General features: G+C 50.8%; 14 protein-coding genes. 11 read left to right on the top strand and 3 right to left on the bottom strand.

The genetic code is table 11. From position 1 onward, the window contains the following. Positions 1–149: 149 nt before the first annotated feature. The 9 genes from PsW64_RS25050 (at position 150) to PsW64_RS25010 (ending at position 9,904) form a co-directional block, all read left to right on the top strand. The gene (locus PsW64_RS25050; protein ID WP_208981013.1) at positions 150–1,892 is read left to right on the top strand and encodes an ArnT family glycosyltransferase; all 1,743 of its coding nucleotides are present in this window, start codon (positions 150–152) and stop codon (positions 1,890–1,892) included. After that, a complete protein-coding gene (locus tag PsW64_RS25045) occupies positions 1,892–2,956 on the top strand; it encodes a phosphatase PAP2 family protein (RefSeq protein WP_063305384.1) in 1,065 nt (354 codons plus the stop codon). Before PsW64_RS25050 ends, PsW64_RS25045 begins: the two co-directional genes overlap by 1 nt. A 53-nt stretch (positions 2,957–3,009) precedes the next feature. Further along, positions 3,010–3,786 (top strand): glycosyltransferase family 2 protein, encoded by a 777-nt coding sequence (locus tag PsW64_RS25040; protein WP_082831216.1) that lies wholly within the window; start codon positions 3,010–3,012, stop codon positions 3,784–3,786. Next, positions 3,786–4,103, top strand: coding sequence for a lipid-A-disaccharide synthase N-terminal domain-containing protein (locus PsW64_RS25035; protein ID WP_063305383.1), 318 nt, complete (start codon positions 3,786–3,788; stop codon positions 4,101–4,103). Before PsW64_RS25040 ends, PsW64_RS25035 begins: the two co-directional genes overlap by 1 nt. 579 nt (positions 4,104–4,682) lie before the next feature. Then, complete coding sequence (locus PsW64_RS25030) at positions 4,683–5,705, top strand: amino acid ABC transporter substrate-binding protein (protein WP_063289169.1); 1,023 nt, start codon at positions 4,683–4,685, stop codon at positions 5,703–5,705. Positions 5,706–5,789: 84 nt separating this feature from the next. Next, complete coding sequence (locus PsW64_RS25025) at positions 5,790–6,992, top strand: amino acid ABC transporter permease (protein WP_063305382.1); 1,203 nt, start codon at positions 5,790–5,792, stop codon at positions 6,990–6,992. 1 nt (position 6,993) lies between these two features. After that, entirely contained in the window at positions 6,994–8,112 is a 1,119-nt protein-coding gene (locus PsW64_RS25020; protein ID WP_063289167.1) for an amino acid ABC transporter permease, read from the top strand. Positions 8,113–8,162: 50 nt separating this feature from the next. Then, positions 8,163–8,963 (top strand): amino acid ABC transporter ATP-binding protein, encoded by an 801-nt coding sequence (locus PsW64_RS25015; RefSeq protein ID WP_063305381.1) that lies wholly within the window; start codon positions 8,163–8,165, stop codon positions 8,961–8,963. Positions 8,964–9,100: 137 nt separating this feature from the next. Continuing rightward, a complete protein-coding gene (locus PsW64_RS25010; protein ID WP_063305380.1) occupies positions 9,101–9,904 on the top strand; it encodes a hypothetical protein in 804 nt (267 codons plus the stop codon). 33 nt (positions 9,905–9,937) lie between these two features. On the opposite strand, the gene PsW64_RS25005 is transcribed toward PsW64_RS25010, so the two are convergent. Next, complete coding sequence (locus PsW64_RS25005) at positions 9,938–11,053, bottom strand: trypsin-like serine peptidase (RefSeq protein WP_082831215.1); 1,116 nt, start codon at positions 11,051–11,053, stop codon at positions 9,938–9,940. A gap of 97 nt (positions 11,054–11,150) precedes the next feature. Here PsW64_RS25005 and PsW64_RS25000 point away from each other — a divergent pair, with 97 nt between their 5' ends. Next, on the top strand, positions 11,151–12,179 hold the full coding sequence (locus tag PsW64_RS25000) for a hypothetical protein (protein WP_063305379.1): 1,029 nt from the start codon (positions 11,151–11,153) through the stop codon (positions 12,177–12,179). 105 nt (positions 12,180–12,284) lie between these two features. Here the strand turns inward: PsW64_RS25000 and PsW64_RS24995 are convergent, their stop codons facing one another. Beyond that, positions 12,285–12,899, bottom strand: coding sequence for a TetR/AcrR family transcriptional regulator (locus PsW64_RS24995; protein ID WP_082831214.1), 615 nt, complete (start codon positions 12,897–12,899; stop codon positions 12,285–12,287). 87 nt (positions 12,900–12,986) lie between these two features. On the opposite strand from PsW64_RS24995, the gene PsW64_RS24990 reads away from it, so the two are divergent. Then, positions 12,987–13,790 carry an HD domain-containing protein gene (locus tag PsW64_RS24990; protein WP_063305378.1) on the top strand — a complete coding sequence of 268 codons (804 nt, stop codon included), beginning with the start codon at positions 12,987–12,989 and terminating at the stop codon, positions 13,788–13,790. Positions 13,791–13,796: 6 nt separating this feature from the next. On the opposite strand, the gene PsW64_RS24985 is transcribed toward PsW64_RS24990, so the two are convergent. Next, positions 13,797–14,384 (bottom strand): TetR/AcrR family transcriptional regulator, encoded by a 588-nt coding sequence (locus PsW64_RS24985; protein ID WP_057464415.1) that lies wholly within the window; start codon positions 14,382–14,384, stop codon positions 13,797–13,799. Positions 14,385–14,446 lie beyond the last annotated feature (62 nt).

The raw sequence follows: 14,446 nt of genomic DNA, 5'->3' as shown, positions 1-14,446 counted from the left end.
AGGGTGCTGCTTATGGATTTAGGCCCACCATGCATTTGAGTGGGGAGTTTTGGGGAATGTGTTCCAGATGATCGGCTGCGTATTGTTCTCAGGGGGCGGCAGTCTCTCGGACCATGTTTTTTGGGAGTGTGGAGGGCCTCAAGGCGATTATGTCTGCGCAAATGAATCTTGCAATGTCTTTGAGTGAGGATGAGGTTGAGAAGTCTGATCAACAGGCTATTTGGCTTCGTCTGGTGGCGCACGACTGGTTGGTCCCGATCATTCTTTTGCTTTTGTGTCTGTGCTTGTACCTGCCGGGGTTGACGTCGGTTCCCCCGCTTGATCGTGACGAGCCGAGGTTTGCTCAGGCTTCCAAACAGATGATGGAGACAGGCAACTACGTTTCCATTCACTATCAAGAGCTGGCACGAAACAAAAAACCGATCGGAATTTACTGGGCACAAGTGGGTGCTGCCAAACTGTTGGGATATGGAGAGCATGCGCCCATTTGGGTCTATCGTCTCCCTTCTGTGATTGGCGCAATTGCAGCTGTGTTGCTGACGTACTGGACTGGGCGAGCATTTTTTCGGGAGCAGGAGGCCTTTTTAGGTGCGCTGCTTGTTGCATTAGCTCTCATTTTAAATGTTGAAGCACATTTGGCTAAAACGGATGCAGCGCTTCTGGCATGTGTGATGTTGTCTCAAGGGGCGCTGGCTCGAGTATGGATAGCGCAACAAAGCAAAGCGCTTTGGGCTTCTGCCGTGCTCTTTTGGGTTGGGTTGGCGCTGGGCACCCTTATCAAGGGGCCGATCATTCTTATGGTATGCGGCCTAACCATCCTGTCGTTGGTTCTTTGGGAAAGACGGATCTCGTGGTTGAGAGGACTCGCTCCAATCGTCGGATTTCTGCTGTTTCTTGCATTGGTCTCCCCATGGCTTATTGCCATTTACATTGAAACAAAGGGAGCGTTCTTCCGGGATGCGCTGGGCGGTGACCTTTGGGGGAAAGTGGGAACCGGGCGAGAGGCTCACGGTGCTCCACCACTCACGCACCTGTTAATCAGTTTCGTTATTTTCTGGCCAATCCCCTCTTTTCTCCTTGCGGCTTTTAAGAGAAATGGGCAAGAATTGAATAAATATTGTTATAGATTCTTGTTGTGTTGGTTGATCCCGTCGTGGGTCATATTTGAATTGGCTTCAACGAAGCTGCCACACTACACACTGCCGATGATGCCAGTACTAGCGCTGTTGGCAGCAGGTGTGTTGACGACTGGCAGAGCAAAGCAGGCCAGCGTTTGTTGGCGATATGCCTCGGCGTTTTTATTCCTGTTGGTGCCGCTGGGCATTTTGATTGCTGTTGTTGTTGGGCCTTTGCTGCTTGATCTGTGGCCGTCCCCTCCCGGTGTTGTGCTGTGTGGGTTGGCTGTCATTGCCGCGTTATCAGCCACTCGTAAACTGATTGGCGGAGAGCTTGTTGGAGCATTGCCGACGGTGGGGGCTTCGGCTTTGCTGATGTTTGTCGGCTTCTGGGCATTTTCTGGTCCAGCATTGTCGACGATCTGGATTTCCAGTCGCCTCGTGGAAGCTATTGAGCAGCTCCCGGGATGTGAGCGGAAAGACGTTGCAACAGCAGGTTTTTATGAGCCCAGCTTTGTTTTTTTGCAGGGCACGCAAACAAAATTACTTGGCGCAGAAGCTGCAGCGCGTTTTTTGGCGGACGGAAGCCAGAAAGCCGGAGTGCCTAAGGGGACCTGCAGAGTCGTGCTGGTGGAAGGACGGCAGCTGGATCGGTTTGATGCGGAAGCTCTTCGGTTGGGGATGAAGACTTCGGACGTATCAATTGTATCTGGCCTGAATATCAATGGCGGTAAAGCATTGCTGATACACATTTTTTCTGCGGGCGGGGCGACGTGATGATTGATGACGGCTCCATAGATACCTTAGAGCGTCCAGTTCAGGACGTGGATCAAACAAAAGATAAACCACGCGAAGTGCAGCCTTTCAAAAAGGACGCCATAAGTGCTGCGTCTTGTGAGCAAAGCTACAAGGAAGATGCTCCGCGGGAAGAAGGTTCCACTCCATCAATTGGTGAACGTCTGATTGATGCCATACGGGTTGCTGGCAATAATGCGAGACGGCATGTTGGACAAATCTCTGCAATTTTGAAAAACCGAAGAGCGCGGAGCTCTGTTGCCGCTGCTGCTCTTCCTCCACTTTTGAAGCCACAAAATATTGCGGCCTTATTGATTGGGCTGTGCGGTCTGGCGATGGTCTTTCTGGACCACAGTAGCCCGATTTGGGCCCGGAAACTGCCCGTTGCCTACCATGATATTTTCGAGGTCATTACAGACGTCGGCAAGTCTGACTGGATCCTGTTCCCAACGGGACTATGGATTCTAGCAATGATTTTTGGCGGCTGGCAGCGCCTCCCGTTTCGTAGAAAGATGGCAGTGTCGTATCTGACGATATACGGGAGTTATCTGTTCTTTGTTGTTGCTGTCAGCGGGCTGCTGGCCATTGTTCTGAAATGGAATATCGGGCGTGCCCGACCAACCCTTTTTGATGAAATGGGGCCAATGTATTTCGACTTCTTCGCGTGGGAGGCAAAGCTTTCGAGCCTTCCAAGCGGGCATTCGACAACGGCTGGTGCTCTGATCGTTGCTTTGGCATTGATTGCTCCCAGACTTCGGTGGCTGCTTGCGGTTGTGGGGCTTTGGATTGCTGCCAGCAGAGTGATTGTGGGAGCTCATTATCCCAGTGATGTTGTCGCTGGCATTATCATAGGTGGAGCATTTTCTTATTGCTGTGCTCGTTGGATGGCTCGTCGGCGGATCGGGTTTTCATTTGATGATAAAGGCGGTGTGCAACCGATCATGAGCAGTATCTCTGCGGCTTTATGTTTGAGGTCCTGGCGAGCAGCGCGATCTGACAGTTTTTCTCCCGTACAAAAACAATCGGAGACACTCCGGGCTGATTGAGGTCGTTGTCCTTAGCCTGAGCGGAGTTCCATCTCAGGGTAGGGGTAACTGGAATGACCAAGAATGCCGGTGTGAATGAGATTGACGTTAGCGTCGTTATCCCTGCCAAGAATGAGAGAGATAATCTTCCTCCATTGCTGGATGAAATTGCGGAAGCTTTGAAGGACTACAGGTTTGAAGCCATTGTGGTTGATGATGGCTCTACTGACGATAGTCTTGAGGTTTTGCGCCGCTATGCGTTGGAGCACGGCTTTTTGCGGCTGATCCATCATAAGCGGTCTGGTGGGCAGAGTTGTTCTGTACGAACGGGCTTATTGCATGCTCGGGGCATATATATCGCCACGATTGACGGCGATGGGCAGAATAATCCGATCTATTATCGTGAAATGCTTGAGGCGATGGAGAAGGGCGGTGCGCGTGTTGGTCTTGCTGCCGGGCAGCGACTGGGGCGCAAAGCCAGCCTCTTCAAACGTTACGCTTCCAAAGCGGCTAACAAGTTGCGTGGTGCAATCCTGAAAGACAATACACGAGACAGCGGATGCGGTCTCAAGTTGTTGCGTCGTGATGTGTTTCTGAAACTGCCGTATTTTGACAGCTGGCACCGGTTTTTACCGGCCCTTGTTATCCGTGAAGGATACGAGGTGGTTCATGTGGATGTGGTCGACCGTGAGCGCGAGCACGGTGTCTCCAAATATGGGATCTTTGACCGGGCGCTTGTTGGGGTTCTTGATCTGTTTGGTGTGTGGTGGTTGCGTCGACGTCGAAAAGTCATTCCCGAGGTGGTGATGGTGACAGATTCGGATGTGTCCCCTGCTAAGGAGGACCATTGATGTTCTCGGGTTTGTATGGCTGGCTTTATGATGTTTTCGTCGCTCAGTGGGATTTTTGGGTTCTATGGGGATTTGTCGCGCAATTCATGTTCATGATGCGCTTTATGATCCAATGGATTGCCTCTGAGCGGGTGGGGCGATCTATTGTCCCGGTGGCTTTTTGGTTCTTCTCAATAGGGGGCGGATCGCTCCTTTTGACTTACGCTATCGTCAAGAAGGATCCGGTTTTTATTGCGGGACAGGGCCTCGGATTGATCATTTATTTCCGAAATCTATGGCTTATCTACAAGGAAAAACGCAAGGACCCGAATTTCTAGGCGATTTATCCGCAATAAATGCACTCTGAATACACCAGTATAGCTGAACGCTATTTGCCCATAGGGAAGATAGACTTCCTTGTGGGATTTTCGTAAAATTGCGTATTATTTGTGCAGTGGGATTGTAAAGGTTAGTGTGAAATACGTATTTTTGAAGAAAATTGCTCAGATTTTGCGGTCAGTTTTTAAGGTTAGTTTTTTCATTGCGCTTGTAGTCTAAGTAATATTTCCTCTCTATTTCAGTATTGTTTGGATTAATTTGTTTGCTGGTGTATAAAGAACTATATTTTGCAATTTTGATTAATGGTTAAAGCGCGTGCAGTTGAGATATAAATTGCATAGAAACTTTGCAATCGTTGATGAATAGCACCTCGTAGACTAACTTATTAATAAAAACCTCTTGACGTTTTTAGAGAAATATCATCGAATGCTTAGCGAGGAGTGGTTGAAGCCAATAGGGGGGCTTTAAGGACATGCGCTGACATGTCTGTCCTGGGTGTTTTTCTTAGAGGAGGAGAACAGCCTGCTACTTCCGGTGATGAATTTTAAAATTGGACAAGAAAAAGAGGCTCCAATTCTATGAAAAAAATGATCCTTCCAGTTGCGCTGGGTGCAGCGTTCGCAGCGACTGCTCTGTCTGCAGCATCTGCCGGCACTCTCGAAGACGTGAAAGAGCGCGGTAAGCTGCGCTGCGCGGTTTCCACTGGTCTTGCAGGCTTTTCTTACACCGACGAAAACGGCAAATGGCAGGGCTTTGACGTTGATTATTGCCGTGCAGTAGCTGCTGCTGTTCTTGGTGATCCGGATGCAGTTGATTTCTCACCAACCACTGGTAAGACCCGCTTTACTGCGCTGGCTTCCGGTGAAGTGGATATCCTGTCCCGTAACACCACATGGACGTTCTCCCGTGATGCAGACCTGAAGTTCACCTTCCTTGGTGTGAGCTACTACGATGGTCAGGGCTTCATGGTGAAGAAGTCTCTTGGTGTTGCTTCTGCTAAAGAACTGGACGGTGCAACTGTTTGTATCCAGACTGGTACAACAACAGAGCTGAACCTGTCTGACTACTTCTCAGCTGAAGGCATGTCTTACGAGCCGCTGTCCATTGAGACAAACACTGAAGGTCGTCAGAACTACCTTGCAGACGCTTGTGACGTGTACACCACCGATGCTTCCGGTCTGGCTGCTTCCCGTGCGACATTCGAGAACGCGGACGACCATATCGTTCTTCCTGAAATCATCTCCAAAGAGCCTCTAGGTCCGCTCGTCCGTCATGGCGACGATCAGTGGGCTGACATTGGCCGTTGGGTTCTGAATGCAATGAAGATTGCGGAAGAAAAAGGCATCACCGCTGCAAATGCAGACGACATGGCCGCTAACACCAAAGATCCAGAAGTTAAGCGTCTGCTTGGTGCTTCCGGTGAAATGGGTGCATCCCTTGGTCTGGGTAACGACTTCGCTCTCGTAGCTATCAAATCCGTTGGTAACTACGGCGAAATGTTCGAGCGTCACCTGGGCACACAGACCAAAGTTAATCTGGCTCGTGGTTTGAATGCGACATGGACCGAAGGTGGCCTGCAGTACGCACCTCCATTCCGTTGATCTGATTGAGATCTGACAAAAGGGGCGCTGTTGCAAGATGACAGCGCCCTTTTTTCTAAGCATAATAAATAAGGCGGGCTACTTATGAGCACTTCAACCGTACCAGCCGATAATAGCTTCCAGCTTTCGCAACTGTGGCGAGATGCTCGATACAGGTCTTATACGATCCAGATTATCGCGCTTTTCGTTGCTCTGTCTGTTGTGATGATGCTCATCGGCAATGCTGTCGAGAACCTCGAAGCACTTGGCAAAGATTTCAATTTCGGTTTCTTATTTGAACCAGCAGGCTATGACATTGGTCAGATGCTGGTAGAATATACATCCGCTTCAGGTCACTGGAAAGCGGCACTTGTTGGCTTGCTCAACACATTGCTGGTTGCCTTCCTGGCGTGCGTGACTGCAACACTCATCGGCGTTTTTGTCGGTGTTCTGCGTCTCTCCAATAACTGGGTCGTCTCCCGCTTGATGGCGGTTTACATTGAAGGCGTTCGTAACGTGCCGCTGCTGCTGCAGATCCTGGCATGGTACGCTGTCTTCATTCATGTGTTTCCAACCCCCAAGCAGGCTGTCAAAGCACCAGTTATTGAAGGGGCGGTTTATGCAACAAACCGTGGTTTCTATGTTCCTGGACTGACCTTCGATGGTGGCTACCAGATTGTTGTTGCAGTTTTGCTCGCTTCCATCGGTGGCATTTTTGTATTCCGTCGTTGGGCGCGTCAGCGTCAGGAAGTGACTGGTCAGATCCTGCCTGTAGGCTACATCACGCTTGGTATTTTGATTGTACCAGCCGTTTTGGCTTACTTCGCTTCTGGTATGCCGATTGGCCTTGATTACCCTGTTGCCGGACGCTTCAACCTGAAGGGCGGCCTTAAAGTTGGTACTCCGCTTATCGCTCTGTGGTTTGCGCTTTCCATCTACTCTGCAGCTTTTGTTGCGGAAATTGTTCGCGCAGGCATCATGGCGATCAGTAAAGGGCAGACGGAAGCTGCATATGCTCTTGGCCTTCGTCCTAAACGGACCATGAGTCTTGTTGTGCTGCCGCAGTCCTTGCGCATTATCATTCCACCAATGATCTCCAACTACCTGAACATCACCAAGAACTCATCCTTGGCGATTGCGGTTGGTTACATGGATCTGACTGGCACTCTGGGCGGTATTACACTGAACCAGACAGGCCGTGAGATGGAGTGCATGTTGCTTTTGATGGCAACATATCTGCTGATTTCACTATCTATTTCAGCAGTCATGAACTTTTACAATGAATCCGTAAAGCTGAAGGGGCGCTAACATGAGTGAAAATAATTTCGCCTTTGTCTCGACCTCTGAAAAGCCTCAGTTGCCACCTCCCCAGGGTACAACTGGTGCTGTCGGCTGGATCCGTGAAAACCTGTTCTCGTCGCCGCTGAACACTATTTTGACGCTGCTCTCAATTTTTGTGGTATATTCAACCGTGCCGGGTGTGGTCAATTGGGCGTTTGTGGATTCAGTCTGGAATGCCAACTCTCTGGATGAATGCCGGGCACTGACAGAAAATGGTGCTTGTTGGGCCGTTATTCGTGAGCGTTATCATCAGTTCCTGTTTGGTTTTTACCCAACTGAGCTGTACTGGCGTCCGATTTTGGCTTTCGTGCTGCTGTTCCTAGCTCTTGTACCCGCCCTTTGGGATGGTATGCCAAAGCGCAGTACAGCGTTGATGGCTTCTATGGCATATCCATTTGTGGCGTTCTGGTTGATTTGGGGTGGTTTTGGTCTTGAGCCGGTTTCCTCTACCAAGCTGGGCGGTCTGCTGCTGACCATGATTATCGGTGTCTCCGGTATCTCGTTCTCGCTTCCGATCGGTATCGTTCTTGCGCTGTCTCGCAGTTCCAATCTGCCTATTGTGAAGTCTCTGGCGATTATCTTCATCGAGTTCATTCGCGGTGTGCCATTGATCACCTTGCTATTTGTTGCGCACGTTCTGCTCAACTACTTCCTGCCAAAGGGCGTGAACTTCGATATCGTGCTGCGTGTTGTCATCATGGTGACCTTCTTTGCCAGTGCTTATATGGCAGAGGTCATTCGCGGTGGTCTGGCTGCATTGCCAAAAGGGCAGTATGAAGCTGCGGATGCATTGGGGCTGAGTTATTGGCAGAGCATGCGTCTGATTATTCTGCCGCAAGCGCTCAAAATTTCCATCCCAGGTATCGTGAACACCTTCATTGGCTTGTTCAAAGACACCACACTGGTTTTGATTATTGGCCTTATGGATCCTCTCGGATTGGTTGCGCCAACGCTCGCTGACCAACGTTGGAATGGTATTTTTGTGGAACTTTATGCGTTTATCGCGTTCATGTTCTTTATCTTCTGCTTTGCAATGTCCCGATATTCGATGTATTTGGAACGCAAACTGCATACCGGCCATCGCTAGTCGCCTGGCGCGTGTTTGATACGTGCCCAAAGAAACTCGGAGTTATAAAAATGAGTGACGTAAACCTCGCTAAAGATATCCAGGCGGACCGCTCAAAAATGCAGATTTCGGATACTGATGTGGCGATCGAAATTGCAGGCATGAACAAATGGTATGGTGACTTTCATGTTCTGCGCGACATTAACCTGAAGGTTATGCGCGGCGAGCGTATCGTTATCTGTGGTCCATCGGGTTCTGGTAAGTCCACGATGATCCGCTGTATCAACCGCCTTGAAGAGCATCAGAAGGGCCGTATCGTCGTTGACGGTATTGAGCTGACCTCTGACCTCAAGAAGATTGATGAGATCCGCCGTGAAGTTGGTATGTGCTTCCAGCACTTTAACCTGTTTCCGCATCTGACCATTTTGGAGAACTGTACGCTGGCTCCAATCTGGGTTCGCAAGATGCCTAAGAAGCAGGCTGAAGAAGTTGCGATGCATTACCTTGAGCGCGTGAAGATCCCTGAGCAGGCCAACAAGTACCCAGGTCAGCTTTCCGGTGGTCAGCAGCAGCGTGTGGCGATTGCCCGTTCGCTGTGCATGAACCCGAAGGTTATGCTGTTTGATGAGCCGACATCCGCGCTTGACCCTGAGATGATCAAGGAAGTGCTGGACGTGATGATCGGTCTGGCGGAAGAGGGTATGACCATGCTCTGCGTGACCCACGAAATGGGCTTTGCCCGTAAAGTGGCAAACCGCGTGATCTTTATGGATCAGGGGCAGATTGTTGAGCAGAATGAGCCTGAGCCGTTCTTCACCAATCCGCAGCATGAACGTACTCAGTTGTTCCTCTCCCAGATCCTCAATCACTGATCTGGACAGAGTTCCCAATTCAAAGCCTCGCTGTTTCAGCGGGGCTTTTTTCTTGTTTGCAGTCTACCGTTTTCACAGTTTGCCCGCTGCCACGTCTTTCCTTGCAGAGCAATGGCTCTCAACAAGGAAAAGCAAAAATGGCAGAATTTGACCTCTATGAAGGTATCGTCCAACATTCCCCTAAATCCTGTGGTGCTTACTGTGTGAACGCAGCTCTTGCTCAACTGGGCTTCATGCCCAAAGCGACTGATGTCGACACGCTCAACGCAGCCGATCTCACCAAAGGTTATGATGTCACAACCGATCCAGGGCGCATCAATTTATGGCGGCTGAGTCACTTGATCTATCATCGCTTGCAGATTGCTGAGGTGGTGACGACGCAGACTTACAAAGTTTCAGGAAATCTGGAACTTGATCTTACAGCTTCTCCAGATCCAACTGCACTTTATAAAGAAAATGACGGAACAGTTGATTTGGAGAACAGCCCTTCGGGTATGGTTGCTGTTGCGAAAACTCTTGCCCCGGGTCTGGCAAAGAACATTACTTATTACACTGCATTCGGCAAAGGCTTGTTCAACAACTTCAAAGTTCTGAATGCGGCTGGTGGTTATCTCTTCAATCGAGAGGAAGACCTGATTCAGAACAAGCTCGGCAAGACTGTGAGCCTGTCCACCGTGACCAGTATTCCGTTTCAGACCAATCAGGTGAACCTTATTCTGGTGCAGTATGCGGGCACCAATACGATGCATTGGGTTGCTGGTACGCGTCATCTGACGGATACGGATAAGGCCATGATTTATGATCCTGCCACAGGTGATGTTCTGGAGATCGCGACCACCGGTAACTTCAAACCGCAGACCAGCTCTTCTGCAAAGCCAGCGACACAGATCGGCCCGAACTCCTACGAGTTTCCAGGCATCTGGATACGGTTGGGAGCTTAACGTATCTGCCTGCTATAATATGATGTTGCAGAGTTACAATGCCTGTGCGCTTCTTACTGCGGCGCGCAGGCCTCTGCGGTGGGCGCCGGGGCTGCTCCATGATTTTAGGAGGAAGTCGCGGATGTCGGTGTGGTGGGCTTTGGTGAACTGAGCGGTTTCCAGTGCATCTACGATACGAGAGGTGCGGATGCCCTCGTTGGCGGCGTAGGCGATCTGGTCAGGGTGTCTGCGTGCGGTCGCCCGACTGATGGGCTGGCCGTTCTTGCCCAGAATGTCACCTTGTGTGTTGGTTTGCGGGATTGCCATGTGGTGTACGGCGACGACCTCCCAGCGGCTGTTAAAGACGGGAGAACCGGAGCTTCCTTTTTGCGTATCGCCGGAATACCAGCAAAACATGTGTGCATCAGTTCCATTTTCAATATGAAGAAGGTGGTTGTTATGGACGACCACGGCTTTGTTGCGTCCAAGGGGATGCTGAATGATATTAATCGGATCTCCCTTCTTGATTTTGCCTTGCTGGCGGATGAGGGCGTGCCAGCCATAATGGTCCAGTGGAATGAAGCTCGGGTCTTCATCCACGACAGCTACGATGGCGATGTCCAGTTCTTCGTTGGCCCAGAAAAAACGGTCTGGTTCGATGGAGCAGATTTTCGAGGGCGTCTGATTGCCGATGCGATTAGCTTCTGCACCGAGCTCGAAGAAATGCTGGCGTGCTTCGTGCTCATTGGGCAAAACATGGTGGTTCGTCATGATGAGACCGTGCCCAACCAGAAAGCCGGTGCCGAACCTAAGTCCTTCAACATGCTCAATTCTGCCAACTGAGCGCGCGGCATAAAGGCCGTATTCAAAGAACTCGATTGGGAGGAGGTCGTTGTGCGTGCCGGTCAAAGCTTCCTTGCCCAGTCTTGAGAGATCCTGCACGTCATCCTCAAAGATTGAGGGTTGCGCAGAGATGGCAGAGCTTTCTGATAAGGCGAGTGTGGCCTGCCGTTTCTGGTAGAGATTCAAGCGTTCCCGGCTATCTGTCTCCGCTTGTGTGCCTGCAAGAATTGCACTGCGCGTCTTGTTTAAATCCCCCAGACGGCTTTGCAATCTATGAGTCGCTTTTTCAAGTAATACATTGTTTAAGTTTTGTAATTTAAGGGTCATGAAAAGTACCTTTAAATTGTTATCTGCATATGGCAAGCTTAATCATAAACTCACCTCTTGTGTAAAGTTTATCTGTAAATCTAGGAGGGGGAATACTATGAAAATTACATATGATGAGTTTTTGAAAATTGCTCGGGATCCAAGTATCCCAGAGGAACAACTGCTAAAATACTGTGATGTGGTTGAGCATTCAGGTGCATTTGACATACAGTTCAAGATAAAGTCTGACATGGTGCAGATGACTGAGGCTGATCAGGAGTTTGAGAATGCTCTTCAGATTGGCAATTGGGCATCTCGTATCCGGCGGTATTGGCGGTTCAAAGATGCGCTCAGGGATCATCCAGAGCGGCCAATGCTGATTTCGGAAGGGGACAGCTGGTTCCAGTTTCCAATCCTGATTGATGACGTCATTGATCATCTCAGCGCACACTTCAACATTTACTCGCTAGACGCTGCCGGGGATACGGCGCAGAACATGGTGTATGGCGCGAACCGGGCGCGGCGGCGTGAGTATCTCTCCGCGCTGCTTGAATACAAGGATCAGGTGTCCGGGTTCCTGTTCTCGGCTGCCGGGAATGACGTGATCGGCGAAGATCCGAATACCGGCGTTGCAGTGCTTTTCGACGTTTTGCGAGACTTTAACGGCGATATCACTGATGTGGAAGGGCACATCGACCGTGTGGTGTTTGATGAGAAACTTGCTTTCCTCAAAGGGGCTTATGAGCGGGTGATCAGCGATATTCGCGGTGTTGCCGAGCTGCAGGAGATGCCCGTCTTCGTGCATGGATACGATTACGTGTTCCCATTCAGATGGGAGGGAGATACGCGTGATCCTCTGCATGCGGCTCAGGATGAGTGGCTGGGTGAACCACTGTCAGACCGCAATATTCCGAGTGTGCTTGGGCGTAAGATCATCAGCGCAATGCTGGATGAGCTCTATGCTATGCTTGATGGTCTGGCGGCGAGTGATGCCAATGTCATCGTGGTCGACTGCCGAGGGGCTATGCCAAATCTGACAGACTGGGTGGATGAAATCCACGGCACGTCTGATGGATTTGCGAAGGTAGCGAGCCGGTTTAAGGCTGCTATTGATCAGGCCCTCGTGGTGCAAGGTGCCATGACCTGATTTGAATGGGTGAGTGAGTGACTGCAAGTGCACCGGTGTGTTGAAAGCCGGTGCACTTTCTATTTGCCGATGGGCGGCGTGATCTGCTTTGTTTGCATGCAGATGTCATGCAAGAATTTGCTCGATGCCTGCCTTTGCTGTGCGTTCCAGTTCGTCTCGCGAGGTGCCGGATCGGGCGCGCAGGGAGAGGCCGTTCAGCAGGCAGCCTAGCAGGTGGCCGGTGATTTCAGCGGTTTGCTTTGGCTGGATTTTCCGGTCTTTGATCGCCGCCTCAACGGTTTCGCGCATGGTCTGGTCGATCCGGTCGAGGACTATTTTCAGGACTTCTTTGATCTCTTCATCTGCACCTGCTTCGGATGGGGCTGTGCAGGTGACGAAGCAGCCCATTGGGCCGCCATCTCTCTTTGCTTTGGGCCGGTAGATCTCCATGGCTTGCATAAAGACCTTCTCCAGCCCGCGTGAGATTTCTGTCTCGGACAGGATGGCTGCTTCGGTGCGTTTGCCCATCATTTCGGCAAAGTGCTCCAGGCACTTGATGTAGATGTCCTTCTTTGAGCCGAAGGTGGCGTAAAGGCTTGGGCGGTTGATTTTGGTCTCTGCGGAGATCTGATCCAGACTGGTTGCTGAGTAGCCGTTTTTCCAGAAAATCCGCTGAATTGTGGTCAGCGCTTCGTCTTTGTCAAAAAGGCGCGGGCGTCCGCGTGGGCGTGATGGACTCATTTATGTACTGCTTCGCATAAAAATATTGAGCTCTAAATATTGATGCGATACGGTACATAATTAATTTTGTTTTTGGAAGAGCGAGTTATGTCTGTGACAGCAAGGGATTGCAGAGCCTCTGAGCGCGTGATGGGTAGCCTGAATTGGGGGCATCGCGACGGGGCGTACAGCAAAGGGCGGTTGACGCCTCTGGAACATCTCAAACTGGTTGGCAATCTGGTGCGCACGCAGTTGATTGAGCTGGGTGACAGCGTGAAAGACCGGTTGGACTTGTTGTCGCCGGTTTCTTCTGAGCTGGAAGCGCTGCTGCCTGCTGAGACGGGATTGGTGCGCGATAGCCTTGATTTCGCGGTTGAGACGCATGATACGAGATTGTTACACCACAGTTGGCGGACCTATCTGTTTGGCGTGCTGCTGGGGGAGTATGCAGATGTGCCATTTGATCGGGAGCTCTTGTTCTCAGCGGCGATCTTGCACGACAGTGGGTTGATCGATGATCGTGAGACCCAAGTGCATGAGTGTTGCTTTGCGATCTCCGGGGCTGACGTGGCGTGCAATCATCTCTCCAGTTGTGGGCATGATGCTGATACGGTGCATAGGGTTGGCGACGCGATTGCGCTGCATCTGAATGCCTATGTGTCAGCGCGGGCGCATGGGGGTGAGGCGTATCTGGTGAACCGAGGGGCGATGTGTGATCTGTTTGGGGCAGGGCATCGCCGTCTTGCCAAGTCCAGCGTGGATGAAATCATGCAGAAGCATCCGCGTGATGGGGTGATTGAAGCGTTGGAGTTTGAAACAGCACGCCACCTGAAAGGCACGCGGCCTTATGTGTTGACCAAGCTGACAGGTGGCAAAGCACCGAAGACTGCGTTTGATATCTACGGCGTATAGTGCCGCCTAAAGCACCAGTGAGAGCAGCTTTTGAACTTCGGTGTGCTGCTGTTGCGTGTCTTTGTATTCGCCGCAGACACGGCCAATTGCGACGTGGATCATGAAAGCGCGGACGGAGACTGCGCCGAGTTTTGGATCAATTGCTCGAATAGATTTGTCCTGCTGGCCCTTCTCAACACTTGCTTGAAAGAGCGCATCAATGCTGATTGCGACATTGATGAAGTTTTCCGCTCTGGTGCCTTTTTCCCAACCAGCAACGTCGATGAAGATGCGCAGGAATTCTGGTTGTTTTTCAAAGTATTCCAGAATTCCCATGAGAGATTGATTCAATACATCCCGCCCATTGAGAGGGCTGCTTTCTGCTGCCTTGTGAAGGCTGTCCACGCAGGCTTTCAGCTCCTTCAGGCCGATCTCAGCAAACAGTCCCAGCTTGTCGCCGAAGTGGGCGAAGAGCGTGCCTTTGGAAACGTTGGCTTGCTCGGCAATGCTCTCTGTGCTGACCGCATTGAAATTGCCTTCATTGAACAGGCTCGTTGCCGCCACCAAAATGCGCTGGCGGGTTTCCTGTGCTCGTTTTTGTTTGCCCTGAAGCATGGTTCCCTCAATCTGAATAATATGACTATGGTCAAAAAAATAAATTGACTCCAGTCATATTT

It is taken from the genome of Pseudovibrio sp. W64, from assembly GCF_001623145.1.
GTDB lineage: Bacteria > Pseudomonadota > Alphaproteobacteria > Rhizobiales > Stappiaceae > Pseudovibrio.
Note: the sequence above shows the minus strand (reverse complement) of the source record. Positions and strands in the feature narration are given on the sequence as shown.

Coding starts and splice junctions, on each gene's coding strand:
- PsW64_RS25050 (WP_208981013.1), top strand. CDS start 150: ATGTCTGCGCAAATGAATCTTGCAATGTCTTTGAGTGAGGATGAGGTT.
- PsW64_RS25045 (WP_063305384.1), top strand. CDS start 1,892: ATGATTGATGACGGCTCCATAGATACCTTAGAGCGTCCAGTTCAGGAC.
- PsW64_RS25040 (WP_082831216.1), top strand. CDS start 3,010: ATGACCAAGAATGCCGGTGTGAATGAGATTGACGTTAGCGTCGTTATC.
- PsW64_RS25035 (WP_063305383.1), top strand. CDS start 3,786: ATGTTCTCGGGTTTGTATGGCTGGCTTTATGATGTTTTCGTCGCTCAG.
- PsW64_RS25030 (WP_063289169.1), top strand. CDS start 4,683: ATGAAAAAAATGATCCTTCCAGTTGCGCTGGGTGCAGCGTTCGCAGCG.
- PsW64_RS25025 (WP_063305382.1), top strand. CDS start 5,790: ATGAGCACTTCAACCGTACCAGCCGATAATAGCTTCCAGCTTTCGCAA.
- PsW64_RS25020 (WP_063289167.1), top strand. CDS start 6,994: ATGAGTGAAAATAATTTCGCCTTTGTCTCGACCTCTGAAAAGCCTCAG.
- PsW64_RS25015 (WP_063305381.1), top strand. CDS start 8,163: ATGAGTGACGTAAACCTCGCTAAAGATATCCAGGCGGACCGCTCAAAA.
- PsW64_RS25010 (WP_063305380.1), top strand. CDS start 9,101: ATGGCAGAATTTGACCTCTATGAAGGTATCGTCCAACATTCCCCTAAA.
- PsW64_RS25005 (WP_082831215.1), bottom strand. CDS start 11,053: ATGACCCTTAAATTACAAAACTTAAACAATGTATTACTTGAAAAAGCG.
- PsW64_RS25000 (WP_063305379.1), top strand. CDS start 11,151: ATGAAAATTACATATGATGAGTTTTTGAAAATTGCTCGGGATCCAAGT.
- PsW64_RS24995 (WP_082831214.1), bottom strand. CDS start 12,899: ATGAGTCCATCACGCCCACGCGGACGCCCGCGCCTTTTTGACAAAGAC.
- PsW64_RS24990 (WP_063305378.1), top strand. CDS start 12,987: ATGTCTGTGACAGCAAGGGATTGCAGAGCCTCTGAGCGCGTGATGGGT.
- PsW64_RS24985 (WP_057464415.1), bottom strand. CDS start 14,384: ATGCTTCAGGGCAAACAAAAACGAGCACAGGAAACCCGCCAGCGCATT.